The 23869-nt window shown below is 57.4% G+C and carries 26 protein-coding genes and 1 pseudogene; 7 read left to right on the forward strand and 20 right to left on the reverse strand.

Annotated elements, in window-relative coordinates; all coding sequences use genetic code 11:
* Nucleotides 1-129: 129 nt before the first annotated feature.
* The 3 genes from HGP31_RS30580 to HGP31_RS18825 all read left to right on the forward strand — a co-directional run bounded on the left by HGP31_RS30580 (nucleotide 130) and on the right by HGP31_RS18825 (nucleotide 1138).
* Nucleotides 130-378 (forward strand): hypothetical protein, encoded by a 249-nt coding sequence (locus HGP31_RS30580; protein WP_080725390.1) that lies wholly within the window; start codon nucleotides 130-132, stop codon nucleotides 376-378.
* A 149-nt stretch (nucleotides 379-527) separates the two neighbouring features.
* Nucleotides 528-758 (forward strand): hypothetical protein, encoded by a 231-nt coding sequence (locus tag HGP31_RS18820; RefSeq protein ID WP_008064250.1) that lies wholly within the window; start codon nucleotides 528-530, stop codon nucleotides 756-758.
* Between the two features lie 140 nt (nucleotides 759-898).
* Nucleotides 899-1138 (forward strand): DUF2789 domain-containing protein, encoded by a 240-nt coding sequence (locus HGP31_RS18825; RefSeq protein ID WP_020796726.1) that lies wholly within the window; start codon nucleotides 899-901, stop codon nucleotides 1136-1138.
* Between the two features lie 2 nt (nucleotides 1139-1140).
* On the opposite strand, the gene HGP31_RS18830 is transcribed toward HGP31_RS18825, so the two are convergent.
* The 3 genes from HGP31_RS18830 to HGP31_RS18840 all read right to left on the reverse strand — a co-directional run bounded on the left by HGP31_RS18830 (nucleotide 1141) and on the right by HGP31_RS18840 (nucleotide 3761).
* Complete coding sequence (locus HGP31_RS18830; protein ID WP_020796727.1) at nucleotides 1141-1350, reverse strand: hypothetical protein; 210 nt, start codon at nucleotides 1348-1350, stop codon at nucleotides 1141-1143.
* A gap of 173 nt (nucleotides 1351-1523) precedes the next feature.
* Nucleotides 1524-3188, reverse strand: a complete 1665-nt coding sequence (locus HGP31_RS18835; RefSeq protein ID WP_404821742.1) for a methyl-accepting chemotaxis protein — start codon at nucleotides 3186-3188, stop codon at nucleotides 1524-1526.
* A 168-nt stretch (nucleotides 3189-3356) separates the two neighbouring features.
* Nucleotides 3357-3761: a TraR/DksA family transcriptional regulator gene (locus HGP31_RS18840; RefSeq protein ID WP_007935965.1), complete on the reverse strand. Its 405-nt coding sequence runs from the start codon at nucleotides 3759-3761 to the stop codon at nucleotides 3357-3359.
* Nucleotides 3762-4125: 364 nt separating this feature from the next.
* Between HGP31_RS18840 and HGP31_RS18845 the strand changes: the two are divergent.
* Nucleotides 4126-4371 (forward strand): annotated as a pseudogene (locus HGP31_RS18845) (glutathione S-transferase N-terminal domain-containing protein); the annotation flags it as partial.
* A gap of 262 nt (nucleotides 4372-4633) precedes the next feature.
* On the opposite strand, the gene HGP31_RS18850 reads toward HGP31_RS18845, so the two are convergent.
* Nucleotides 4634-4915, reverse strand: coding sequence for a helix-turn-helix domain-containing protein (locus HGP31_RS18850; protein ID WP_168758386.1), 282 nt, complete (start codon nucleotides 4913-4915; stop codon nucleotides 4634-4636).
* 91 nt (nucleotides 4916-5006) lie between these two features.
* Here HGP31_RS18850 and HGP31_RS18855 point away from each other — a divergent pair, with 91 nt between their 5' ends.
* The 3 genes from HGP31_RS18855 to HGP31_RS18860 all read left to right on the forward strand — a co-directional run bounded on the left by HGP31_RS18855 (nucleotide 5007) and on the right by HGP31_RS18860 (nucleotide 6406).
* Nucleotides 5007-5441: a hypothetical protein gene (locus tag HGP31_RS18855; RefSeq protein WP_168758387.1), complete on the forward strand. Its 435-nt coding sequence runs from the start codon at nucleotides 5007-5009 to the stop codon at nucleotides 5439-5441.
* Nucleotides 5442-5514: 73 nt separating this feature from the next.
* A complete protein-coding gene (locus tag HGP31_RS30800; RefSeq protein ID WP_338106387.1) occupies nucleotides 5515-5751 on the forward strand; it encodes a BPSL0761 family protein in 237 nt (78 codons plus the stop codon).
* 70 nt (nucleotides 5752-5821) lie between these two features.
* The gene (locus HGP31_RS18860) at nucleotides 5822-6406 is read left to right on the forward strand and encodes a DUF6088 family protein (protein ID WP_168758388.1); all 585 of its coding nucleotides are present in this window, start codon (nucleotides 5822-5824) and stop codon (nucleotides 6404-6406) included.
* A 1265-nt stretch (nucleotides 6407-7671) separates the two neighbouring features.
* Here the strand turns inward: HGP31_RS18860 and HGP31_RS18865 are convergent.
* The 16 genes from HGP31_RS18865 to HGP31_RS18940 all read right to left on the reverse strand — a co-directional run bounded on the left by HGP31_RS18865 (nucleotide 7672) and on the right by HGP31_RS18940 (nucleotide 23695).
* The gene (locus HGP31_RS18865) at nucleotides 7672-8865 is read right to left on the reverse strand and encodes an MFS transporter (protein ID WP_168758389.1); all 1194 of its coding nucleotides are present in this window, start codon (nucleotides 8863-8865) and stop codon (nucleotides 7672-7674) included.
* The gene (locus HGP31_RS18870; RefSeq protein ID WP_168758390.1) at nucleotides 8865-9605 is read right to left on the reverse strand and encodes an alpha/beta fold hydrolase; all 741 of its coding nucleotides are present in this window, start codon (nucleotides 9603-9605) and stop codon (nucleotides 8865-8867) included. Before HGP31_RS18870 ends, HGP31_RS18865 begins: the two co-directional genes overlap by 1 nt.
* 42 nt (nucleotides 9606-9647) lie before the next feature.
* The gene (locus HGP31_RS18875) at nucleotides 9648-10505 is read right to left on the reverse strand and encodes a cache domain-containing protein (protein ID WP_168758391.1); all 858 of its coding nucleotides are present in this window, start codon (nucleotides 10503-10505) and stop codon (nucleotides 9648-9650) included.
* Nucleotides 10502-11383 carry a pantoate--beta-alanine ligase gene (gene panC, locus HGP31_RS18880; RefSeq protein WP_168758392.1) on the reverse strand — a complete coding sequence of 294 codons (882 nt, stop codon included), beginning with the start codon at nucleotides 11381-11383 and terminating at the stop codon, nucleotides 10502-10504. Before panC ends, HGP31_RS18875 begins: the two co-directional genes overlap by 4 nt.
* Before the next feature lie 4 nt (nucleotides 11384-11387).
* Nucleotides 11388-11939, reverse strand: a complete 552-nt coding sequence (locus HGP31_RS18885; RefSeq protein WP_168758393.1) for a glutathione peroxidase — start codon at nucleotides 11937-11939, stop codon at nucleotides 11388-11390.
* A gap of 24 nt (nucleotides 11940-11963) precedes the next feature.
* Nucleotides 11964-13088: an acyl-CoA dehydrogenase family protein gene (locus tag HGP31_RS18890; RefSeq protein WP_033040994.1), complete on the reverse strand. Its 1125-nt coding sequence runs from the start codon at nucleotides 13086-13088 to the stop codon at nucleotides 11964-11966.
* 42 nt (nucleotides 13089-13130) lie between these two features.
* A complete protein-coding gene (locus HGP31_RS18895) occupies nucleotides 13131-13931 on the reverse strand; it encodes a crotonase/enoyl-CoA hydratase family protein (protein ID WP_168758394.1) in 801 nt (266 codons plus the stop codon).
* Nucleotides 13928-15001, reverse strand: a complete 1074-nt coding sequence (locus HGP31_RS18900) for an acyl-CoA dehydrogenase family protein (protein ID WP_168758395.1) — start codon at nucleotides 14999-15001, stop codon at nucleotides 13928-13930. The genes HGP31_RS18895 and HGP31_RS18900 overlap by 4 nt, the downstream gene beginning before the upstream one ends.
* On the reverse strand, nucleotides 15001-16149 hold the full coding sequence (locus HGP31_RS18905) for an acyl-CoA dehydrogenase family protein (protein WP_168758396.1): 1149 nt from the start codon (nucleotides 16147-16149) through the stop codon (nucleotides 15001-15003). The genes HGP31_RS18900 and HGP31_RS18905 overlap by 1 nt, the downstream gene beginning before the upstream one ends.
* Nucleotides 16150-16260: 111 nt before the next feature.
* Nucleotides 16261-17568, reverse strand: a complete 1308-nt coding sequence (locus HGP31_RS18910) for an amidohydrolase family protein (protein WP_020798197.1) — start codon at nucleotides 17566-17568, stop codon at nucleotides 16261-16263.
* Nucleotides 17569-17769: 201 nt separating this feature from the next.
* Nucleotides 17770-19047 (reverse strand): cytochrome P450, encoded by a 1278-nt coding sequence (locus tag HGP31_RS18915; RefSeq protein WP_168758397.1) that lies wholly within the window; start codon nucleotides 19045-19047, stop codon nucleotides 17770-17772.
* 139 nt (nucleotides 19048-19186) lie between these two features.
* Complete coding sequence (locus HGP31_RS18920) at nucleotides 19187-19690, reverse strand: carboxymuconolactone decarboxylase family protein (protein ID WP_205896176.1); 504 nt, start codon at nucleotides 19688-19690, stop codon at nucleotides 19187-19189.
* A gap of 1 nt (nucleotide 19691) precedes the next feature.
* A complete protein-coding gene (locus HGP31_RS18925) occupies nucleotides 19692-20867 on the reverse strand; it encodes a thiolase family protein (RefSeq protein WP_168758398.1) in 1176 nt (391 codons plus the stop codon).
* Complete coding sequence (locus tag HGP31_RS18930) at nucleotides 20864-21766, reverse strand: 3-hydroxyacyl-CoA dehydrogenase (RefSeq protein ID WP_168758399.1); 903 nt, start codon at nucleotides 21764-21766, stop codon at nucleotides 20864-20866. Before HGP31_RS18930 ends, HGP31_RS18925 begins: the two co-directional genes overlap by 4 nt.
* A 13-nt stretch (nucleotides 21767-21779) precedes the next feature.
* Nucleotides 21780-22631 (reverse strand): fumarylacetoacetate hydrolase family protein, encoded by an 852-nt coding sequence (locus tag HGP31_RS18935; RefSeq protein ID WP_168758400.1) that lies wholly within the window; start codon nucleotides 22629-22631, stop codon nucleotides 21780-21782.
* Nucleotides 22631-23695, reverse strand: a complete 1065-nt coding sequence (locus tag HGP31_RS18940; protein WP_020798203.1) for an amidohydrolase family protein — start codon at nucleotides 23693-23695, stop codon at nucleotides 22631-22633. Before HGP31_RS18940 ends, HGP31_RS18935 begins: the two co-directional genes overlap by 1 nt.
* Between the last annotated feature and the right edge of the window lie 174 nt (nucleotides 23696-23869).

Below are 23869 nucleotides of genomic sequence, written 5' to 3' on the forward strand. Positions count from 1 at the left end.
GCCAGCCAGAAATTGCTTTAGATAAGCCTTGTCCACCCACCAGTGACGCTGATTCTAGAGCAGCGATGCTCACCGAGACTACCCATAACGACGTACATTACGTCGGCAAACCCAAGAAAAGGACTTCACATGTGCACACTGACACACTTTGCCCATCCCCAGGCATCTTACTCCAACACCCCACCTTCCCTGCACCCCGCCTTGTTCCTTGCGACCGAAGCCGCTCCTCACTGCCCCTCGCCACCACGATTTCACGTGGTTCTGGCGGGTATCGCCTTCTTTCATATCAAAGAAACTTCCACGGGGCACGTAAGAGGTTTCCGCGGCGATCATAACCAGGCCTGCGCCCTCGCGCGCGCGCTCGAGTCACATAGGTGACACTTTCATCCCGTTTTCCCGGAAGGTTTTGTCAAGCCGGCGACTTTACTCAGCCGCCGGCCTCCAACTACTGCCATACTCCCCGACCAATCAAACGCGCCTTCCCGTGGCGGGCGCGTTAAACAACAATTTCATGGGAAGGCTGTAACGTGACGGAATTTGATATCGGCGAGTTTTTCATCAGGGGCGAAGCCAGAGAGATCGACGGCGAGTTCCAGGCCGTGATCGTGATGCGCGCCAAGCCACCGCTGAAAACCGTGACCTATCATCAAGTTGAGAAAGATCGCTGGTTCAAGTCCTCCGACATCGCCGCCCTCGCCGCGCAGGAGTCGGCCAAGGAACTGAAGGCGGCCGTCGATGCAGGCGCCTTGAAAACCTGACACGCGCGATTGCGGTCTATGCTCACTGCTGCGTTGGAACATCGTTTGCGAACTTAATGAAGCACGGCTCCCTCAGATGCAGCAGAGACGTTCTTCATCTCTATCACTCGACACGACCGATGACCTGCAAGGAGATCAAGATGGAATCACCGACCCACGACCTGAAAGGCTTGTTCGACCAGCTCGGGCTGGATTCCAGCCCAAAAGCCATTGACGATTTCATTGCCAGCCACTCCCCCCTGCCCCAAGACAAAAAGCTCATTGATGCCGAGTTCTGGACCTCCCAACAGGCAGGCTTCCTCAAAGAACAACTGCGTGAAGACGCCGACTGGGCGCGAGTGGTCGACGACCTGAACCTGCGCATGCATCAGGTTCACTAAGATCAGGCACAGTGCAGGTTGCCTGGCGCTTCGGCGCGCAATTGCGCCAACCAGGCAGCCTTGCACTCTTCAGCCTCATTGCGACTGGAATAGGCTGTGCCACGGCGTTCGCCATTGAGCAGCACCACCCAGCAGATGCTTTGCCCCATCGCCCGCAAACTGGCGGGTACTCCGCTACCGATCATGACCGCGACATCAACTTTACCGTGCATGCTGCGCCTCCAATTCCGTTAGCAACCTAACTAATACAGTTATGGTAACGACAGCGCAGGCGCGAAAACAATATCGACTTTGTACAGCTTAGTTACCAAAATTGTAACAATCGCCCGCCATCATCGGGCCCCCTCTCCACAGGCTTGTTTCTTGCCTGAAGATTGCTTGAACATTATCGAGGGTTTTCCGGCTTGTAGCCCAAGCGCAAACCACCCCAATGACGGCCCTTGAGCATGATCGGCACTGACAGGTCGTGCATGAGCTCTCCGGTATCGCGGGTGTAGGTTTGCAACAGCACGGCCTGCTGATGACTGCCACAGCGGATCCCCGTTCGGTCGGCGAATTTGCGTTTGCTGCGGTTATGCAGGGTATCGTGCTGTATATCGCCGGTCAGTGGCTGGCTGAACGCCTGGTTATGCGTCGGCACGTAGCCCTGCTGGGTGCAGGCAATGGCGAATACCAGGCCTTCGTGGCGTGGCAGCAGTGGCTCCTGGATAGCCGGCAGGACCTGATCGGTGTAACGATCAAAGCGCGTTCGGTATTTGGCCGGGTGGGTATCGGGAATCGCCTGGTAATGGCGGTCGAACAGGTCTTCGAGGCTGATGTGCCCCGCATCGATATCTGCCTCGAAGCGCGCGGCAATCTGGCTCGCGCCTTCCCGGGCGAGGTCATAGATACGCTGGTGATAGTCATCCAGGCCGACTTCGGCGAGGCGCTCGCTGATGGTCTCGGCCTGGCCTTCCATCTGCACCGCTGCCAAGGCCAGGCGCTGGGTCTGCTGGTCACTGATCGCAAGGTCGCTGCGCATCTGCTCGATGGCGTGAAACAGGCTATCGAGTTGTTCGCGGTTGGTTTCGGCACCGCGAGCGATTGCCCCGACCTGGCTTTCGACACCGGCAGCCAGGCGAGCAATGTTGTCCAGGTGCTGGCCCGTCTGTTCGACCTGGCCTACGCCGGTGTCGAGGTCGCTGGACAATTGGCGGATCTGCTCGACCACTTGTGCAGTGCGCTGCTGGATATCGGCCACCATGTCGCCGACCTCTCCGGTGGCCGTGGCCGTGCGCGCGGCAAGCCCGCGCACCTCATCGGCCACCACCGCAAAGCCACGACCGTGCTCTCCGGCCCGCGCCGCTTCGATGGCCGCGTTCAGGGCCAGCAAGTTTGTCTGGCTGGCAATGGACTGGATCACCAATGTGACCCGCTGAATGTCATCGCTGCGCAGGCTCAGGGCTTCGATCAGCTCGCGGCTGTTATTGGCCCGCTGGCTGAGTTGGTGCATGCGGGCAATGGACTCGATCAATTCGGTACGCCCTGCCACGCCGCTTTGATGCGCTTCACTCGCGGCACTGAGGGCCTGGTGACTGAGGGCCGAGGTGGCCTGCTCGGTAGCGATCATGACTTCGGCATTGCCAACGATTTGTGCTGCCGCCCCCAGTTGCGACTGCAACTTGTCGGCCAGTTGCTTGACCGAGAAGGCCACGCCGGCGGCTGACAAAGCGTTATGACTGGTGGTGTAGGACAGTTCGCGGGTTAACGCCGAGAGTGTGCCGGACGTATCGACAGGCGCGGCTTCAGGCATTGCGCGTGAGCGCAGGCGCGGCAGCCAGATGATCAACACGGCCAGAGGCAGGCCAAGGTAGAGCGGCCAGCCGCCAAGGGTCATGCCACACAACAGCAGCATCAGGGCGATGCTTTGCAGTGTCGGCGTCAACCAGCGGTTGTTCGGCAAAAGCGTGGGTGCAGGCACGGCCGCCACCCGAGATCCGTCTCTCGTCATCTTTTTCACCCCGCCAATTTCTAGTTGTTGTCTTCGCATTAAACGCCAGCACAAGGCCATTATCCATGAGCCTTTAGTCGGGGACGTTGCAGTGGATCAATAGAAGTTCGGGGGGATTGTGCAGGCGTCGAAAAGCAAAGATCGCAGCCTGCGACAGCTCCTACAGGGGGCTGCCGACGGCTGCGATCTTTTCCAGGCAGCCCAGGTTAAGTGGGCTGCCCAACAGAATCAGGCCTGACGCTGGTGCTTGTCGATTTGCTCGTGACGTTCTTGAGCTTCGATGCAGTACTTGGTGGTCGGGCTGATCAGCAGGCGCTTGAGGCCAATAGGCTCGCCGCTGTCATCGCACCAGCCGAAGCTGTCTTCCTTGATGCGTTCCAGGGCTTGTTCCAACTGAGGCAGCATGCGCTGATCACGATCGATCGCGTTCACCAGCCAAGTGCGCTCTTCTTCAACGGAAGCGGCGTCCGCCGGGTCGGCTGGGGTGTCCAGGCTTTCGATGGCGATGCGGTTCTGTTCGATGCGCTCATGGGTTTCGACTTTCATGTTTTGCAACAGCTCAGAGAAAAAAGCATGTTGCTCGGCATTCATGTAGTCATCCGCCGGCATGGCCAGCAACTTGTCCTTTGTCATTGATATCTCTATAAAAAAACGTGCATTAAGGCGAATTAGGGAGCGTTGCGGCGGACCATCGAAGGTCATCGCAAAGGCGCCGTTTATACCAAGCGCCACCCGGCACTCAATTTACGAGGGGCGGCAGTCTAAGGCCGACTTGAGGCCTCAGCAACTGAAAAGACAGCGAATTTGTCCGACAAAGCCTCGAAAATGCTCTAAGACAGGCATCCAGGCGGATATCGGAGTGCGTTTATAGCAAGAAATTCAATCCTGCGAAGCTTATATAAAAGACAAACCGCTGAGCTGCATGCCCCGGTTTGCAGGTCGACCGGGCTCAGCTAAGGTTGTCGCTCGCGTAATGGCTATCTCAAGGAGCGGTTAAATGAAGCTGATCGGCATGCTGGATTCTCCTTACGTGCGACGCGTCGCCATTTCTGCCAAGCGCCTGGGCATCGCCCTGGAGCACGAATCGGTGTCGGTGTTCAGGACCTTCGAGCAATTTCGGCAAATCAACCCGGTGGTCAAGGCGCCGACCCTGATACTGGATGACGGTGAAGTGTTGATGGATTCGACGCTGATCATCGATTACCTGGAGGCATTGGCCGGCCCGGATCGCAGCTTGATGCCTGCCCCATTTGTCACGATGCATTGACATGATGTCACGATGACCTGACATGAGAAGGCCTCAACATATCAATCAGGACAAAAAATGTGCAAAACCACCTAAGCCGATGAGCCAAGGTGGTTCTTTTTTCATAAGCGCTTTGCACGAACCCTTCGATTGGGTGCGGGTCTGTTGGATGATTGAGCGCTTACACAGAGCTCCGCCCCTATCAGTACGAATTCCGCCGATAATCTGGCGATGCAATCCGGCCTGCCTTCACGGTATTTCACGCATCAATGGCTTTCAGGTCCTTTCGTACCTGAGCTAGAAAACCTTTGAGATCCGTGATGTTTTCCTTTCGCATGTAACACGCCGTAATTAGGCTGACGGGATGAACCCCCAAAACGCTACACAACTCCTCGAGCTTCACAAGTGTCGGGCTGGTACCCCCTCGCTCAAGCAAGCTGACATTGGTGCGGCTGCTTACTAATGAAAAATGCTCCTGCGTCAGGCCTTTCCGAACGCGAGCCTGTCGGAGCGTCGCCCCAAATGCTTCTTTCAGTTCCATTTTGCTTTCTCACAAAAGGAACGATAAAGCGACATTGCGCAATATATGACTACAACATATATTGTGCATTCAAGATGCTGAGGTACCAGCGATGAGCAAGGATCATGAAGGGCCGACAATTATTTCCAGCCTTTTCGGTGCCGATTTTCTGGGGCGTCCGTTCATGCGGCAAACGGTCATGATCCCGTGGTTTTACCTCGAAGCACGTGTACGCTACGGGAAGGAATTCGTAGGTGAAATGTTCATGGTGTCTTCATTTGATGCGTTGAAAGACATTCTCAAGATCCAGCACGAGTCATTTCGGGTGCGCTCCATTCAGTACGTAACACCAGGTTTTGTAAATGAAACCGGTCAATGGAAAATGGAGCCACTCCTTGAGGCAAGTGAGGCAATTAATCAACAGGGTGAGCGGGTTCCACTTTTTAAGGTTCCTGATCGAACCTACTCGCACTTGGGTGTGAACACCGACGTGAACCTGAAGAGGGTTAGCATTCTATTCCCAGCCGTCAAAAGACAGCGCGAGTGACATCGAACATTTCTCCGCGATGCGCTGGCGGAGGCGTTGTTCGTTCCCCTATTTTAAGGAGTCAATGATGACGATGCCCCATGAGCGTACGCGATCAATGATTCAGACCCGAGACTTTTTGGTTGATCTATCCAAAGATCAAGCGTTGCCTGAATCTATACGCAACAATGCTCGGCGGCTCTTGCGACACTACCCCACTTCAAATGAGATTCTGTTGGCCGGAAAGGTAGAAGAACTAATGAATAATCGGCTTACTCCACCCTTCTTGAGCCCCACGATCGACAAAGCAGTGATGTCTAAAACCCTATAGCTCCGCCGCTAGTTCTACACGTTTGATATACATGCAAGATCTCTCCCAATTCTCAAAACTGGTGTGTGGTATGTCTGTTACCGCCAAAATCGCCAACCGCATCAAGTGCACTCCCAAAGGGCAACCCTTCAGCATTAATCGATTTGCTAATGAAGGATCGCGAGCGGCCGTGGCCAAAGCCTTATCTCGTCTTGCTGCATCGGGTGAGTTGGCGCGATTGAGTCGCGGAATTTACATGCGGCCAAAGTTCAGTCGTTTTGCTGGGCATGTGCAACCGAGCACCGAGTCAGTCCTTCGAATAATTGCTAGACATAATCACGAGATTATTCAAGTGCATGGTGCAGAAGCTGTCAGGTCTTTCGGGTTGAGCACTCAGATGCAGATCAAACCTGTCTATTACACGAGCGGTACCAGCCGCGAGGTGAAAATAGGGGCGAGAAATGTACGCTTGCTCCACGCGGGCCCTGAAAAACTGCAGCAGGCTGGCACGATTGTCGGATTGGCGCTTTGTGCCCTCTTCTACTTAGGCAAAAAAGGCGTGAGTGACATGGTAATAGCTAGTATCAAAACCAAAATGGCCCCATCTGAATTCAAGCAGCTCGCGGACTGTGATATTCCCGCTTGGATGCAGGTCGCGCTCCGCCAAGAAACTTAAAAAGTTTCGCCCTATGAATTCCACTTAGCCTTGCTAAATGGCTTAATGGCCCGCAGCTGGCATTCAATGATCTAATCTGACAAATATTTGATAAAAATGTGCAGCGCCCTTGGCAAACGTCGGCATACACCCTGCGGGGGACACGCCATGACATGAGTTTTCACTTCGATTGGAATTCTTTTCATTAAGAATGGAATCAGCTAGCTGTAACCAGCTGTCTCGCGGCAACGTTAAAAGCCAGCAAGGCGCCGTGTGTGGAATGTTTCATGTCGTGATGTCGGACCTTTTCTAGAGCAGTATCCGCGGTGCGGTGCTGAACAGCCCCCTCCAAAACGTACCCCCCAGCTTGGCGACACTCTTGGCCACGCAACTGCTACCGCTCATGCACCTAGTGACCCGAGCGATCTGAGCGATCTGAGCGACCTTGGCAGATGCCGGTCCGGGCACTGCGCACAAAGCATTCGATACACCTAAAGGTTTCCATAGTAGTCACTAGAAACTTTTGGTTTACACAGGCTATTGAAATTACTGCCTACCTACCCTTCAGTGGTCATTAGAAAATAAAATGAAGTCATTAGATTTTAAATCGGGATAGCGAATCCCTCCTCCATATGAGCTCGGAGGGCAAATCGGTGAAGGGAATTGCTGGATACAGTGCTATAGCTGGAGGTCACCGAAATTGGCTGCACGTCCTCAATCGGTAGTAATCGGCCATTAGCTGCCATTCGTAAAAAGCAGCTAAGGTCCAAAGCGGACAAACAGCGTGGCACCAAGTACCGCATTTGACTAACCTCGCACAGCCTACGCAGGGTCAGTGACGAAGGCGTCGCCGAACACCTGCCTCCGTATCCTGCCGCTCCGCTTCAAATTCGTAGGTCTCCACCATGGATGTTAGAAGAGACGAGGAGACGAACGGATGGGAAAAGTGGAGGGCTTCCGCCCATCTGCGATACTTGGCTGTGAGCTCCCTTTCCTGACCTCCCGTTCACCCCGCCAGTGCGCACCGCGGGCATCGAAGAGTCCGGCATGAGCGCCGTTCGATATTTCTTCTGATTCCAAGTCCTCCATAACATCGCGTACAGCCTCGTTGGGCCACACTCCGTCCTTCCCTTCAGGGGGCGCAAGCCAAAAGCATTGCCAATGCAAACATCGGCTATTTCTGCGCGGTCGAGTTCAGAGCAACGCCTACGAACCACCGATGTCCACTCGATCAGCTTCTCTCGGGCCGACTCTTCAGTAGCTTCATCCTGTCCGAGTAATCGCACTTACCTTTTATTTCTACACAGGTAGAGCACAGCCACAAACCCGCCCATCGACATCAACGCAGCACAGAGAAATATCGCTGCATAGCCAAGACCAGAAGCAACCAGGCCCATCACCGGGCCGGCTAACCCCACTGCAATATCAAAGAATAAAGAAAGTGCACTGAGCGCCGAATTACGGTTGGCCGCCGGAGTGCTGGACAGTGTTTCCACCCCTAATCCCGGATAGACCCATGACACCCCTATCCCGGTCAGCGCACCGCCAGCAATTGCCAGTGCGGGAGATGGCGCGAGCCATATCAGCAGCATTCCCAAGGTCTGTACAAGCAGGCAGCCGCCCACCACCTTGTAGCCCCTGTATCGCTGCAGTATTCCGGGCGACGACAAGCGGGCAACGATAAAACCAGCACCGAACCCACTCAAACAGTAGGCGGCGTTGTCCCACCCGTGGCTGTCGAAGTACAGTGCGACGAATGCCGTCAGGCCGCCAAACCCTACTGAACTGCACACAAGGACCAGGCCATTGGGCATGACCGCGAAAAGAACTCGATAAAATGCCAATCGGGCGCCTGAAATCAAGGGCGCCGGGCGCTTGCCCAGCGCCAAAAGCAGGAACATCAGGCCAAGCAATACGGTGCACAGTCCGACACTGGCAATACCTAACGAATTACGCAGCAGCACGCCCAGCGGCGCTCCGACTGCCGTACCACCATAAGCCGCTATTCCGTTCCACGACATGACCTGTGCTGCCCGAGGCGCACCACATAATCCAATGGCCCAGGTGCAACAAGGCGTGGAGATCATGGCCGTGGACGCCCCCAACACCAGCCTGCCCATCAGTATGAGCGTCAGGGTCAACCAGGGTTGGGTGTGCAAGATGAGCGCAAGTGCGGTCAGGATGCCGCTCAACATCAAGCCGCTGAGCCCACACACCACCGCGTATTTGGCGCCCAGGCGATCAGCCACGCCACCGGCCAACGGGCGAGCCAGGAGCGTCGCCAGGTACTGCGAGCTGATCACCACGCCGGCAAAAATCGAGGTCAGGCCCAGGTCATTGAGGACATAGCCCGGCAACACCGCAAGTGGCAAGCCACTGCAGACGTACGAGATAAAGTTGAAGCAGATAATGGACAGGATCAACCAGTGGCTGCCGATAGCCTTGCCATTACTACGGCTTAAAACACCGATGTCGCCCATCACCCATGCCGCTCCAGGCCCCATACGACATCCGCAAGCAACTGCGGGTGTGATACGAACGGCTCATGCGCTGTATCGATCTCGACAACCACCTCTGCGTCGGCACGTTGCGCAAACCGCCGCTGCCAGTCGACGGGCAGGATGTTGTCGCGCAGGGTGATGATGTAACTCGCCGCAATGATGCCCGGATATCCCACGCGGCTGATGGCGTCTGTCGCCACACAGAGTGGCGTCGTGTCCTGGCTCGCTTCACTTAACAACCAACCCAGGGTTTGCTCACTCAAATCCTGACCGAACATCGCCACGGCCAGCGCCTGAGGGGTGGTTTGCGCAGGATCCAGCGGCCAGCCAACATGGTCCGGACTTTCGCCATGCAGCCTGGTGCCAAGCAGCTGCAGAATTGATTGGCCTTCACTGGGCAATGCGCAAGCCAGGTACACCAACTGCGAATACAGTTGGGGAGCGGCCAGCACCATCATCGGCAGCAGGGCTCCCGCGATGGAATGCCCAAGCAGGACGGCCTGGTTCACGCCGAGTGCACGCAGGTCCTCATTAAGCTCCTCGACCACATCATCGAGCCGCAGGGACACAACATCCCGGCCGCGCTTGGTGCCGCACCCTGGCATATCCAGGGTAATCACTCGCTCGAAGCGCCCAGGCTGCTGGTTCAACGCTTCAATAAAGGGCCCCCAACACCAGGAGCCGTGGTTGCCGCCATGCAGCAATACCAAATCAGTCATGCGCACGCTCCTGATAGTGGGTACCGGTCGTACCTGTCTTGATCACTTGACTGCATAGCAACCCACGGCGACGACGAACCCGTTTACCCGCTGCAGAAAAGTTCTCTTGTATTCGTTTTGCCCGGTAATCGGGTTACGCCACAGATAAGCGATCTCACCTGTTTCATGGCCGCTCATCTGTTTGAGGATGTCCTCGCCAATCGGCTTGCCATCGACTGAGCGCAATGACTTGAAGTCGGTGCCGATCAATCGGGTCGAAAAACCGTGAGCGACAAACTGCTTGGTCTTGAGATCCACCACGAAGGCATACAGATCATCCTCGGTGAACTGTTTATCGTGCTGATTAATGAGCCCGAAGGTGGTTTTCGCATCGTTGGCAACTTGTCGCGAAATCTGCCCAAGCAGTTGTTGTGCCTGTTCGGGGGAGGACCGTGGCATGTAGTAACCCACGACGATCAACCGATCCTTGATGCGCTGATAGAACACGCGTTTGCGCTCGACCTTGGCGTGTTGCCAGTTCCACCAGCGGTATTCGGCGCTACGCACAATGCCGTCGTCGGGCTGTGCAATGGCTTGCTTGAATGCCGCCTTGAGGTCGTCGTCCAGGACACTGAACACCGGCTTGCCGACCAGCGAAGCGGAAGGCCCGCCGCTAGCGAGCATCACACCGGAGGTATCGACCACGTAGATGTACAGTTCACCATCGATAAAGGCCCCCTGCCGACTGAACTCGGCCAACGCCGAGTCGCCCTTGGCTTTGTACTCGGCAACAGCTTTTACCAACAAGGCATTGGCGCGTTGGGTGTCAGCACTGTAAGCGTCGACCGGTGCTTGCTGAGCAAAGCCGACGAGGGAGAAAAAGCACAGGCACAACGCAGCGAACGCTCGATAAAGACTCATTGTTGTGCCTCTGGTGAAGTTTCCGATGCCCGAAGGTCCACCGTCAGATTGTCAATGAGCCGTGTTTTGCCAATGCGCGCCGCCACCAGAATCACAAAGTGAGTATCGGTGCTTTTCACAGGTGTCAGATCCTGGGCATTCCTGACTTCAAAGTATTCCAGCTGAAAACCGGCGTCGCTGATACGTTGATGGCATTCAATCAACTGGCGCTCAGCCACCCGCCTCTCAAGCTGGATACTCGCCGCCATCTGCTTCAAACAAGCGTAGAGGACGGGGGCTACCGAGCGCTCATGCTCGGTCAGATAGCCGTTGCGCGAGGATAATGCTAAGCCGTCCGCGGCCCGGATCGTCGGTGCACCGACAACGTCAGTCACCATGTTGAGATCCCTGACCATCGAGCGCACGACTGCCAGCTGCTGATAGTCCTTTTCCCCGAAAATCGCCACGTCTGGCTGGGCAATGTTCAGCAGCTTGGCGACGACAGTGGCCATGCCGTCAAAGTGACCAGGGCGTGCCGCACCGCAAAGACCTTCAGAAACGTGCGGCACACTGACGATGGCCTGATTGAGCATTCCATCCGGATAGATCTGTTCGACAGCGGGGGCAAACAGCACATCACACCCGGTATTGACCAGTCTTTCGCGATCAGCGTCGGGCGTGCGGGGATAGTTGGCCAGGTCTTCATTGGCCCCGAACTGGAGTGGATTGACGAAGATGCTGGCGACGACGAAGTCCGCTCGCTGCTTTGCGCAATGAATCAGGGCTATATGACCGTCATGCAAATTGCCCATGGTCGGCACCAGTGCGACTTTCTTGTTCTCACCCCGGGCTCGGGCCACGAGCGCACGCAGCGCGCCAACCGTATCGACTGTCTGCACCGCGTTACGCCTCTTTAGCCAGTTGCGCCTCGATTGCCTCAAGCAACCGCGGATCATCCGCTGCAACGTCCGGAGCGAAACGAGCGACGACCGCACCCTGGCGATCGATCAGAAACTTCTCGAAGTTCCAGAGCACGTCCGTCGTGTTGGCGGACTCGATGCCGTAACCCAGCAGACGCTCGCGCATTGGACCTTCGCCTGTGGACTCGGGTTGCGCGGCTGTCAGTTCGGCGTAGAGAGGATGCTGCTTGGTGCCAACAACCGAGATTTTCGAGAACAGGGGAAAGTGAACGTCATAGTTCACTGAGCAGAACTCAGCGATTTCTGCGTCGCTATAGGGTTCCTGTTCCCTGAAATCGTTGGCAGGGAAACCCAGCACTTCCAGCCCTTGTGAATGCTTGCTCTGGTAGAGCTTTTCCAGACCTTCGTATTGCGGGGTCAGGCCACATTTAGAAGCCACGTTGACCACCAGCAGGACTTTGCCCCGATAATCGCCAAGGCGGCTGGCACTGCCATCGATCTGCTTCAGCGAAATATCATAAAGAGAGTTACTCATTTGTCTGCCTCATGCAGGTTGGCTTCAAAGGGTACGGCCGATGATTTCTTTCATGATCTCCGAGGTGCCGCCATAGATACGGGCCACTCGCGCGTCGACCCAGGCGCGGCTGATCTTGTATTCGCTCATGAAGCCGTAGCCGCCATGCAATTGCAGGAACTCGTCGAGCAGCTTGCCCTGCATTTCCGATCCCAGCAGCTTGGCCATCGCTGCGATTTCGGGCGTCAACTCGCCGCGCATCACCTTGGCCAGGCAGTCGTCGACGAACACCCGCAACATGGTGGCTTGGGCCTTGGCTTCCGCAAGCTTGAAGCGGGTGTTCTGGAAGTCGAGAACCGGTTTGCCAAAGACTTTGCGTTCACGGGTGTAGCCGATGGTTTCTTCCAGCAGCGTGTCGATCGATTGGGCGGCACGGATAGCAATGATCAAGCGTTCCCAGGCCAATTGGTGAGTCAGGTATTTGAACCCCATCCCCTCCTCGCCCAATCGATTGCCAACCGGCACCCTTACCTCATCGAAAAACAGCTCGGCAGTGTCCTGCCCTTTCAGACCGATCTTTTCCAGCAGACGACCCTTGGCAAAACCCGCACGACTTTCTTCGACGCAGATCAAGGTCAGCTCTTTGGCAGCAGGATCAATCTTGGTGGCGGTCACCACCAGGCCAGCATTGCCGCCGTTGGTGATGAAGGTCTTCTGGCCGTTGACGATGTAGTCATCACCGTCGCGGCGCGCCGAAGTGCGCATGGATCGCAGGTCGCTGCCGATGCCTGGTTCGCTCATGGCGATCACGCCAATCAACTCACCGCTGACCATGCGCGGCAGCCATTGCTGCTTCTGCTCTTCGCTGCCATAGGCAACGATGTAAGGGGTGACGATTTCCGAGTGAGTGGTAAAACCCACCGCGGTGGCATTGGCTCGCGCCAGTTCTTCGATCATCACCGCAGAATGACCGAAGTCGCCTCCCGGGCCGCCGTATTCTTCGGGCACCGTGGAGCACAGCAAGCCGTTCTCGCCGGCTTTGAGCCAGACTTCCTTGGGCACGATGCCGTTCTTTTCCCACTCATGCAGGTAGGGCACGATTTCGCGATCGACGAAACGGCGGGCCTGATCACGGAACATGTTGTGGTCTTCTCGAAATACGCCACGCATCTTGCTTACTCCAGATCGATTCTTGTTGTTGGCGCTGAGTAATCAGCGGTCCCGGTATTGCGGCTCGCGTTTGTCGACAAAGGCGGCCACCGCTTCCTGATGGTCTTCGGTGTGATGGGCGAGCGCCTGATACGCAGCAGACAATTCCAGTAGCGAGTCGAGACGCATATGTTGGCCTTCGCGCAGCAGGCGCTTGCACAGCCGCAACGCATGGCCCGGGTTGCTGGCGATCCGCCGCGCCAATGCTTGCGCTTCCGACTGCAGGGTTTCATGGGTGCAGACCTGCTCTACCAGACCCCATTCCAGCGCTTTTGCGGCATCGATAGCGTCACCGGTAAACGCCATCAGGCTGGCTTTCGGGATGCCGATGATGCGCGGCAACAGCCAGGCGCCGCCGTCACCTGGAACAATGCCCAGGCGCACAAAACTCTCGGCGAAGATCGCCTTGGGCGCCGCCAGCCGGATGTCGCACATGCACGCCAAGTCCAGGCCCGCACCAATCGCCGGGCCGTTGACGGCGGCGATCACCGGGATATCCAACTCGTAGATCGCCAGGGGAATACGTTGAATGCCATCACGGTAGATGTTGCGCAGCTCATAAGGCGAGCCAGCGAAGATGCCGCCACGCTCATGCATGTCCTTGACGTTGCCACCGGCACAAAAGGCGCTGCCATTACCGGTGAGCACCATGACCCGCACCGTCGGGTCGCGACGTAGCTGGGCGCAGAGGTCGACAAACTCCTGAATCTGCTCGGGCGTCGTCAGGGCGTTGCGGGTTTCGGGATGGTTCATGCGCACAGTGACGACACCGCCATCGCGCTCTATCTGAAGGAACGGGCTCATACCGGATCACTCACAAGTCTGGTTAATGATTGTTGGCCATGACCTGTCAGTAACGGCCAGTACCCCTCGCTTCCACCCTGGCAAACCCGGACGCCCAGGCGTTGGCTCCAAAGGCTGGCCGAACCGAATTCGCTGCGCCACGCCCACAACCGCCGGGTGAGCAAATGCAGGGGATATTCCTCGGTAAAGCCAATGGCACCGTGCACCGAATGGGCAAAGCCGGCGCCAACACTGGCCGCTTCTGCTGTGCTGATTTTTGCTGCAGCAATGGTCAACGCGGCGAGTCCACAACGGGATTCCACGAAGGCCGCCTCGGCGGCGATCCCGGCGGCGGCGGCTTGTTCCGCGAATACCGCCAGTTGCTGTTGAATGGCCTGGAACGAGCCGATGGTCTTGCCGAATTGTTTGCGTTCCCCGGCATAGTTGGCAGTCATGTCCAATAGCGCATGCAATGCCCCGGCGGTCTGCGCCGCGCGCAGCATCGCGCCGCCGAGCTCCAGGGCATTGGCGTCGAACCCGTCGGGCAGCGGCGCTTGCGCCAGTACCTGGGCGCTGCTGAAACCCAGGTCATCACGCGGTTCGCCAGCCACATTCAGACTGAGCGTGAGTTCGCTGGCAGCGCTACGCGATAGCAACACCACATGCGGAACACCCGTTGAGCTGTTGGCAATCGCGACGACCTCTTCGACATTGCGCCCCCAAGGTACCGAATAGGCGGTGCCATTAACGCGCTCGCCATCGAGCACCAGACTGGCATTGGCAGCCATGCTCAGCGCGCCAGCCCGCCCCTCCAGACCGGACTTGCTCAGCAGCCAGTTGGCCAGCAATGCCTCACCCAAAGGTGCTGGGACGCAAAAGCGTCCGGCGGCACGCACCAGCACATACATATCAGCCCAACTGGCTTCGGCTCCGCCCAGTGCTTCGCTGACACCCGCCAAAGTGAAGCCCGATTCCTCCAGCACGGCCCATAAATCCGCCGGCCATTCCCCGCCTTCACACCCCATCACATAAGCGGGCGTCGCCAAATCGGCGAACAGGCGTTCAATCGTCGTTTCAAATATCTCGCGCATTATCGCAACCCCAGGCCGCGGGCAATGATGCCGCGCAGAATTTCACGAGTGCCCCCGCGCAGTGAGAACGAGGGCGCCATCTGAGTCAGGTAGGCGAGTACGCGGGCATGTTCGCTGCCGCCGTCTTGCCGTGGCTCGGTTTCCAGCAGCAGCTGGGCAACCTCGGGGATTTCCTGTTCAAAGGCATTGCCGAGGTCTTTCACGCAGGAAGCCGCCCAGGCTGGGTGCTCACCCGCTGCCAGCTGTGCCGTGACCGACAATGACATGTTGCGCAGGGTCAGCAGCTTGGCCGAAAGACGCCCGATTTCTCGTGCCTGTAAAGCGTTGGGGGTCTTGCCCAGCGCATCGATCAGGGTTTTCAGCAGCGCCATGCAGCTGAGGAACCGTTCTGGACCGCTACGCTCGAAGGCCAGTTCGGCGGTCACTTGATCCCAGCCTTTGCCTTCAGTGCCGATCAAGGCATCAGCCGGCAACCGCACATTGTCGAAAAACACTTCGTTGAAATGCTCGCCACCGGCCAGGTCTCGAATAGGCCGGATAGTGATGCCGGGCAGGCTCAGGTCAACAATGAATTGCGACATGCCCTCGTGACGGGCCGCCTGTTTTTCACCAGTACGCACCAGGGCAATCATGTACTGCGAATGGTGGGCGTTGGTGGTCCAGACCTTCTGGCCATTGAGCAGCCAGCTATCGCTGTCACGGACAGCAGTGCTCTTGATCGAAGCCAGGTCCGAGCCGGAGTTGGGCTCGCTCATGCCGATGCAGAAGTAGCTTTCACCCCGGCAAATGGCCGGCAGGTAATGCTGCTTTTGTTGCTCGGTACCGAAGCGATTGATCAGCGGACCGCTTTGGCGGTCGGCGATCCAGTGGGCCGATACCGGTGCACCGGCAGCCAGCAACTCTTCGATAATCACATATCGGGCAAAGGGCCCCGCCTCGGCACCACCATAAGCCTTGGGCAAGGCCATGCCGACCCAGCCCCGGGCCCCAAGCTTCTTGCTGAACTCGGCGTTGAAGCCCATCCAGGATTGGGCACTCAAGGTCGGCGGGTAATCGGCCAGCGTGTCGTGGATGAACGCCCGCACTTGTGCACGAAGCGCTTCAGCCTCGGGGGGAATGTTGCTGTAGGTAAATTGACTGATGGCCATATGCGCTCTCTAACGCTGAACACAGGCGCAATCGCCTCGAACGAAGCGACCACAGAACGGCAACCGCTCCTGCAGTCGCCGATGGCCGGCGACTACAGGAACAGCGGCAACTTACAACGCGGTTTGCGCGTCAGCCTGGGCGAACATCGCATTGATGTCGCCGGAGGTAACCGGCTTGTTGTCGTGGCGACCATGATCGGCACCACCCAGGCCCAAGGCAGGCTCGATGCTGACGTGGGTAGCCTGGGCCCGCAGCGCGCCGACTGTGCAGTTTTCCCGACCGTGAATGGAGAACGGATCGAAGGAGAATTCACGCATCGCGTTCAAGTGAGTGACCTTGTCGATCATCTCTTTTGGCAGGTGCTGCAACCCTTCCCACGCTGTTTCCGGCGAGTTTGGCCAGGTGCAGTCGGAATGCGGGTAGTCGCTTTCCCAGGTGACCATATCGGCGTTCAAGTAGTCGAGGTTCTTCAGGCCGAAGTTGTCTTCGATAAAGCAGGTGATGAAGTGCTTGTTGAAGATGTCGCTCGGCATCTTCCCGCCGAAGTTGGAGTTGGTCCACGCGTTGTGATGACGGTGCGTGAAGTCCGCGCGTTCCAGCAGGTAAGGAATCCAGCCGATACCGCCTTCGGAAAGCGCCATGCGCAGGTCCGGGAACTTCTTCCACATCGGTGCCCAGATCCAGTCCGCCGCGGAGTTGGCGATGGAAATCGGCATGGAGGTAATCCAGGCGTCGATTGGCGACATATCCGATGCGTGTTGGGCTTTCACACCGGTACCGATATGACAGCAGATCACCACTTTATTGTCGCTGCAGGCCTTCCACAGTGGATCCCAGTAATCGCTATGGATCGACGGGTAACCGTGAATCGCCGGGTTATCCGACAGCGACAGCGCGTGCACGCCCTGTTTCGCCAGACGCGCCACTTCGGCAGCGGCGGCTTTCATGTCCCACCACGGCACGATCATCAGCGGAATGAAGCGGCCAGGCGCTGCGTTGCACCAGTCGTGCAAATGCCAGTCGTTGTAGGCCTGGATAGCGGCCATCGACACATCGCGGTCAGCGTGGACCTGGAAGCGTTGCCCGGCAAAGCCCGGGAAAGTTGGAAAGCACAATGAACCGAGCACACCGTTGGCGTTCATGTCGTCGACACGGTCCTTGATGTTCCAGGTACCACGGCGCATTTGGTCGTAGCCCAACGGCTCCATGCCGTATTCCTCTTTAGGTCGACCGACCACGGAGTTGAGGCCCATGTAGCCAGTGGCCTGCTCCTCGAAGACCCACACGTCACGATCGCCTTTCTTGACCACATGAGGTTCACGCCCCTTGAAGCGCGCAGGCATGTGGCGAGCAAAAGCATTCGGCGGCTCGATCGCGTGGTCATCGACACTGACGAGAATCAGATCTTCAACTTTCATTGTTTTCCCCTTCGCATTCGGGCTTGTTGTTGTGCCTGAATCATAGTGCACATCGCGAACTAATTAAACACATTTTTTGAATGTGTTCATATTAATTCCGAGACGCGGGAAAACCCTTGAGGCAGAATGCGTTGAACCGCGGCAGGCGCAAGACCTGTCGCGGTTCAACCAGAGGATTTACAAGAGGGGTACGGACGTCGTTCAGTCCCACAACACATGCAGGTAATGCGGACCGCGCAGCTGTGCACCGACGATCTGGGGCCCCGGCTTGTCTGGGTCGAGGCGGATATTGGGCATCAAGTCGAGGATCGCATTCAGTGCGCAATTGATCTCGGTCTTGGCAACGAATTGACCGATACACATGTGTGGGCCAAAGCCGAAGCCAAACGAAGGTTTTGGTTTGCGATCGATGTCAAATTTATCGGCGTTTTCGAACGCGTCCTCATCGCGGTTGGCGGAGGTAACGATACATTGCACCATTGCACCTTTGGGGATGGGCACACCGCGAATCTCCAGATCCTTGGCGGCCTGGCGCACCTTGAAGGTGGCCACAGGCTCAAAACGCACCGCTTCATCGATGGCCTTGTTTACCAGGCTACGATCATTGCGTACCCGCTCCAGCACATCCGGATTTTTCAGAAGCAATGCCATCAAGGTGCCGAAGGTGCGGGTCGTGGTTTCGCTGGCAGCCGGGAGCAGTGAGCGCACGAAGGTGGTGATCTCATGATCGTCCAGGGAACGGCCTTGGTACTCGACGCCAATCAGCCGGCTGATCAGGTCATCCCCCGATGCGCCCGCAGCCCGACGCTCCGCCACCACCACTTTCACTACGTCATACAGCGCTTGTGCGGCGTCCATGGCAGCGCCACGGGCGGCGGCGGCCTTTTCCGGATCGACTTGCGGACCGGCCAGGATTGCCAATGCCCAGGCGGCGTATTGCTCGATTTGCTCAGGGCGATCCTCAGGAAAGCCGATCAAGGAGTAAATCACCCGGATCGGGAAATACAGGGCGAAGTCCATCAGGTCGGCGCCCTTGTTCGCCACCATCGGCTTGATGTATTCCTCGCGAATCACGCGGTCGATCCTGGTTTCTTTCCAGCGATTGACCGTCTCCGGCATGAATACCGGTTGCAGCAGATTACGCATGCTCTTGTGAGCATCACCATCCATTGCCGTGAGGATCAGGCCATCGAAAAACGCCCCCAGCCCTTCGGCGATAAAACCACTGGTAAAAGTACCGGCGTCACGCATGACGGCCATGACATCGTCGTATTTGAACAGGGTAAAGGTTGGTCGATTGGCATCCAGGCCGGCAATCGATGGCACGCCCAGACGGGCCATGAAGTTGTCCTGGAGCACAGGCGAATTGGCGCGCATCTCGCTGTAGATCGCGTGAAGATCGATATCACTGGTGCCGCGATAATTGCTGGCGACGTCGGTAAATACCTTGGTCAGGTCGCTCTGTACCGGTGTGGACATGATCGTCTCCGTTGTTATTGTCATTATTTTTTGAGTCAGCCTGCAGAAGGCTATACCTTTCGGCTAATAATAGGCCTGATCAGGACAGTATTAGACACTTCTCAATAATTCGATCAACTATTTTAGATGAGCGACCTGCTCAGTAGGCCTGCTGCACCAATGTCATGCGGCCACCCGCCAACATCAGCGCGCAGTACATTCCAAGCTCTACCACTTGGGCGGTGGAGAAAAACGCGCCCAGTTGAGTAAATTGCTCGTCATCGATGCTCAGGTAATCGCTGGCAAACAACTCGGCGTAGCGCAGCGCTGCACGCTCGGCTGGCGTGAAGTACTCGCTGTCCGTCGCCATGCACGCAATATCCTCATCCGTCACACGGTCGGATTTGCGCGCCAGCTGGCAGGCCTTGCAGGTGGTGATGCTGGCAATTTTCAGCCGCACCAGTTCGCGCAAGCGCTCATCCAGCAAACTGTCGCTGTGCAGGCTCTCCATCAAGCCCAGCCAGGCCAACGCCACTTTTGGTCGATGTGCCCAGACCTGCACCGGCGTCATAGAGCTGAGCATGCGGCTGGTCTGACCACGCTCGACCGCGTCTTGCAACGCGGCCGGCATGGCATTCAGGGGAATCAACGGCAAGCGAGCCATCTCAATCGAGCCGTTCGATGATGGTCGCCGTGCCCATGCCACCGGCGCAGCAAATGGCTTGCAACCCATAACGCCCGCCACGGCGCTCGAGCTCATTCAGCATCGTGGTCATCAAGCGAGCGCCGCTGGCCCCCAATGGGTGCCCGAGGGCAATGGCGCCACCATTGACGTTCAACTTACTGTGCGGCACACCGGTCTCCTGCATCCAGGCCAGCGGCACGGAGGCAAAAGCTTCGTTGACCTCAAACAGATCAATGTCATTGATACTCAGTCCTGCCTTGGCAAGTACCTTTTGAGTAGCGGCAATCGGGCCGGTGAGCATCAATGTCGGGTTAGAGCCGACTGTGGTGAAGGCCACAACACGCGCTCGTGCTTTGAGGCCGAGCTTTTTCGCGGTGTCGGCACTCATCAGCAGCAACGCTGCCGCACCGTCGGAGATCTGCGACGAGTTACCAGCGGTGATGCGCCCGGTGTCCGGACGAAAACTGGTTTTAAGTGTCGACAGTTTTTCCCGCGACGTATCACGACGAATGGTTTCATCTTGACGCAACACACCAGCGGGTTCCGACAGCTCTTTTTCGCGGAGTTCTTCAACCACCACCGCTATGGTTTCATTATCGAAATAACCGGCATCGCAGGCAGCCGCTGCACGCTGGTGACTGGCGAAAGCGAAATCGTCCAGCGCATCGCGGCTGAGCGCCCACTTGTCAGCCATACGCTCGGCCGCCTCCCCCTGACTGGTCAGCTCATAACGTTGCGCCGCCATCCAGCCAAACGCCGCGCCGTGGATCTCACGGTTACTGCCCATGGGCACGCGACTCATGTTTTCCGCGCCACCGGCCACCACAATATCGGCGGCACCCGCCGCGATGGCGCCAACGGCCATATGCACAGCCACTTCACCCGAACCGCATTTACGGTCGATCGTCAGCCCCGCGACGGTGACCGGCCAGCCAGCGCCGAGTAACGCCGTGCGGGCAATATTGGCGGATTGTTCGCCAATTTGCGTGACATTGCCGAAGATCACGTCATCGACCAGCGTCGGCGACACATCGACCCGCTCAAGCAAACGGTTTAGCACCAACGACCCGAGGTGATCGGCGCGTACGCCGGCAAGGCTGCCGCGGAACTTGCCGATGGGCGTACGTACCGCATCAACAATGACGATGTCTTTCATAGCGCACTCGCCTTGAGCCCTGAGCCCGGTACTTGCTTACCCTCTTCGTAGCGGTAAACCCCGTGCCCTGACTTGCGCCCCAGTCGTCCGGCGGCGACCATTTTGATGATCAGCGGGCAAGGTCGAAATTTTTCGCCCAAGGTCTGGTGCAAATAACGCAGTACCGACAGCCGCGTGTCCCAGCCGGTCAAGTCTCCCAGTTCCAATGGACCCATCGGGTGGTTGAAGCCCAGGCGCAGCGCCGTGTCGATGTCCTCGGCGGTTGCAGTGCCTTCCTGCAGCATCCACATTGCCTCGTTACCCAGCAGCGCAGACATGCGACTGGTGGTCAGTCCTGGCGACTCATTGACCACGATCGAGGTTTTATTGATCTGCTCGCACAGGATGCGAGTGCGCGCCACCACTTCATCGCTGGTGGCCAAACCACGCACCAGCTCCACCAGTTTCATTTTGTGCACGGGGTTGAAGAAGTGCATGCCGATCACGCGATCGGCACAATCCACCGACGCCGCAATCTCGGTCACGCTGAGGGCCGACGTATTGGTGGCAATAATTGCATCCACCGCCAGCAGCGGCGCCGCCTGGCCAATCACCGCCTTCTTCACCGCCAACTGCTCGGAGACTGTCTCCACCAGCCAGTTGGCCCCCATCGCAGCTTCGCTCAAGTCGCTACACGTCAGCAGATTGGCCAGCGATTGCTGAGCTTGTTCTTCGCTGACCTTGCCCAGACGCACACCATCGGCAAGGATCTTTTCGATGCTTGCCCGGGCGTTCGTCAATGAGGCGGCATTGGTATCGACCAACAGCGTATTGAAACCTGCGCTTGCGAACGCATGTGCAATACCGGTGCCCATCAGACCGGCACCCACCACGACTACTTTTTCTTTATTGGCGTTCATGTTTGGCTCTCGATTAGGCGCGGTTCTTTTTACTGACCACATTGCGCAACGTGCCAATGCCTTCGACGCTGGCTTCGACCACATCGCCCTCCTTAAGGAACAGGCCGGTGCCCATCCCCACTCCCGCCGGCGAGCCAGTGAACAGCACGTCGCCACTGGCAAAACTCGAACGCTGCTGCACGAAGCGAATCAGCTGGCCAACATCCCAGGTCATTTCGCCGGTAGAGCCGTCCTGACGCACTTCACCATTCACTTTCAGGGTCAGGTGCAATCGTGGCGAGCCCTCGGGAAACTCATCCTTGGTCACGATCCAGGGCCCAAGACCGGTGGTCTGGTCCTGGCTTTTGGCGGCGAAAAGGTCCATGCCTATACCTGCCGGCCCACTACGCTGCAGGTCGCGCGCGCTGACGTCATTGCCGACGGTGTAGCCGAGCACGCAAGCCAGTGGGTTTTCCAAGTCGATTTCTTCGGTGCCGATGACGGCCACCAGTTCAACTTCGTGATCGAGCTCTTCAGTCAACGGCGGGAAACGGATCGGGTCATTGGCGCCAATCAGCGCGCCATAGGCCTTGAGAAAAGCCACCGGCTGTACCGGCGCCTGCAATCCGAATTCCACCAGGTGCTTGGCGTAATTGGCACCCGCCACTACCACCCGATTGATCGGTTCAATCGGGGGCAGCAGGCGCACCTTCGACAACGGCAGCGATGGCCCGGCAAAACGCACCGAACTGATACCGCGCCCGGCGGCTACCGCCGGTGCCCAATCCTTGAAATCACCGGAAATGGGTGTCACTTGATCTTGAGCGACATCCACCACGGCCCAAAAAACGCCGGTAGAAAAATACTCACATCGCGCCAGTTTCATCAGCCACCTACCTTGCCCAACTTGGCAGGATCCAGATGCAGCAAGCGGCATGCGTTTTCATAACGGATCTTGCGCATGTCCGCATCGGACAACTGCAGACCGTGTGTCAGATCGTGGCGCACGGCATCGCTGCCGCCGAAGTTGCTGCCGTACAGCACATGGTCCGCACCGATAATGTCGACCAGAGCCTGGCGCATCGGCACTTCATGCAGCTCTACGTCGAAGTAGAAGTTTTTCATGTACTCGAGCAGTGGCTTCTTGTTGTATTTGACGTCGAGGTTTTCATTGGTCTTGGCCAGGCGACCGAGTTGGTACGGGACATAACCGCCGCCGTGGGTGATGTAAACCTTGAGGTCAGGGAAGCGATCCAGCACACCGCCGCAAATCAGGTTCCAGAAACAACGGGTTTCGTCGTATTGCATGCCGACGATAGCGGTGGTTTCGTAGCGGTCGCTGTTAGCGTTCTTGCCCCAGGTAACGGACTGGTTATAGCCGTGTACAAAAATCGGCAGATCCAGGTCACAGAGGGTTTTCCACACCACATCAAGTTCCGGCGAATCGAACTCCAGGCCGCCGAAGTTGGCACCGCCAGCGACCAGGCCCTTGGCGCCCAGCTCTGTGCAAGCGTGACGTATTTCAGCCGCCGCCGCTTCAGGTGCATTGAGCGGTGCATGAGCCCAGAACATCAGGCGATCAGGCGCTGCGGAGCAGTACTCGGCCAGCGTGTTGTTGACGGTGCGGGCGAATGGCACAGCGAATTCGGCTTCAGTCCAATACATGTAGCAATGGGACGGGACGGAAACCACCTGCAGGTTCTGCCCTGCGGCATCCATACCGGCCAGGCGCACTTTTGGGTCAGCCCAGCGTGAAAAATACTCCTCAAGCTTGGGACCATTACCGGAGCGCACGGCAGCCTTACGCTCTGGCGACCCGAGACCAAGAATCCAATCACCTACACGCAGCTTGATATCGCCGTCGGCGTGTTGCTCGAAGAACGGCCCCCAGTGCGGGTGCTGGTTGTAATAGCCAGGGTGGGGTGCGTGGGCGTGTAGATCGATAAGCATGTCTAGGTACCTCGAAGTTGGCACTTTTTTATTGGTTATTGGCGCAGTACCTTCACGTGATCAGGATCAAACTGCCGCGAAAGGGGGAGCCAGGGGCTCACTGCTAAGACCAGAGCTTAAATTTAAATTGAGCAGAAATCAAAAATCTGTTCAGTTTATTTTCAAGGCGCGTGA

Source organism: Pseudomonas umsongensis (assembly GCF_012647205.1).
In the GTDB taxonomy this organism is placed as follows: domain Bacteria; phylum Pseudomonadota; class Gammaproteobacteria; order Pseudomonadales; family Pseudomonadaceae; genus Aquipseudomonas; species Aquipseudomonas umsongensis.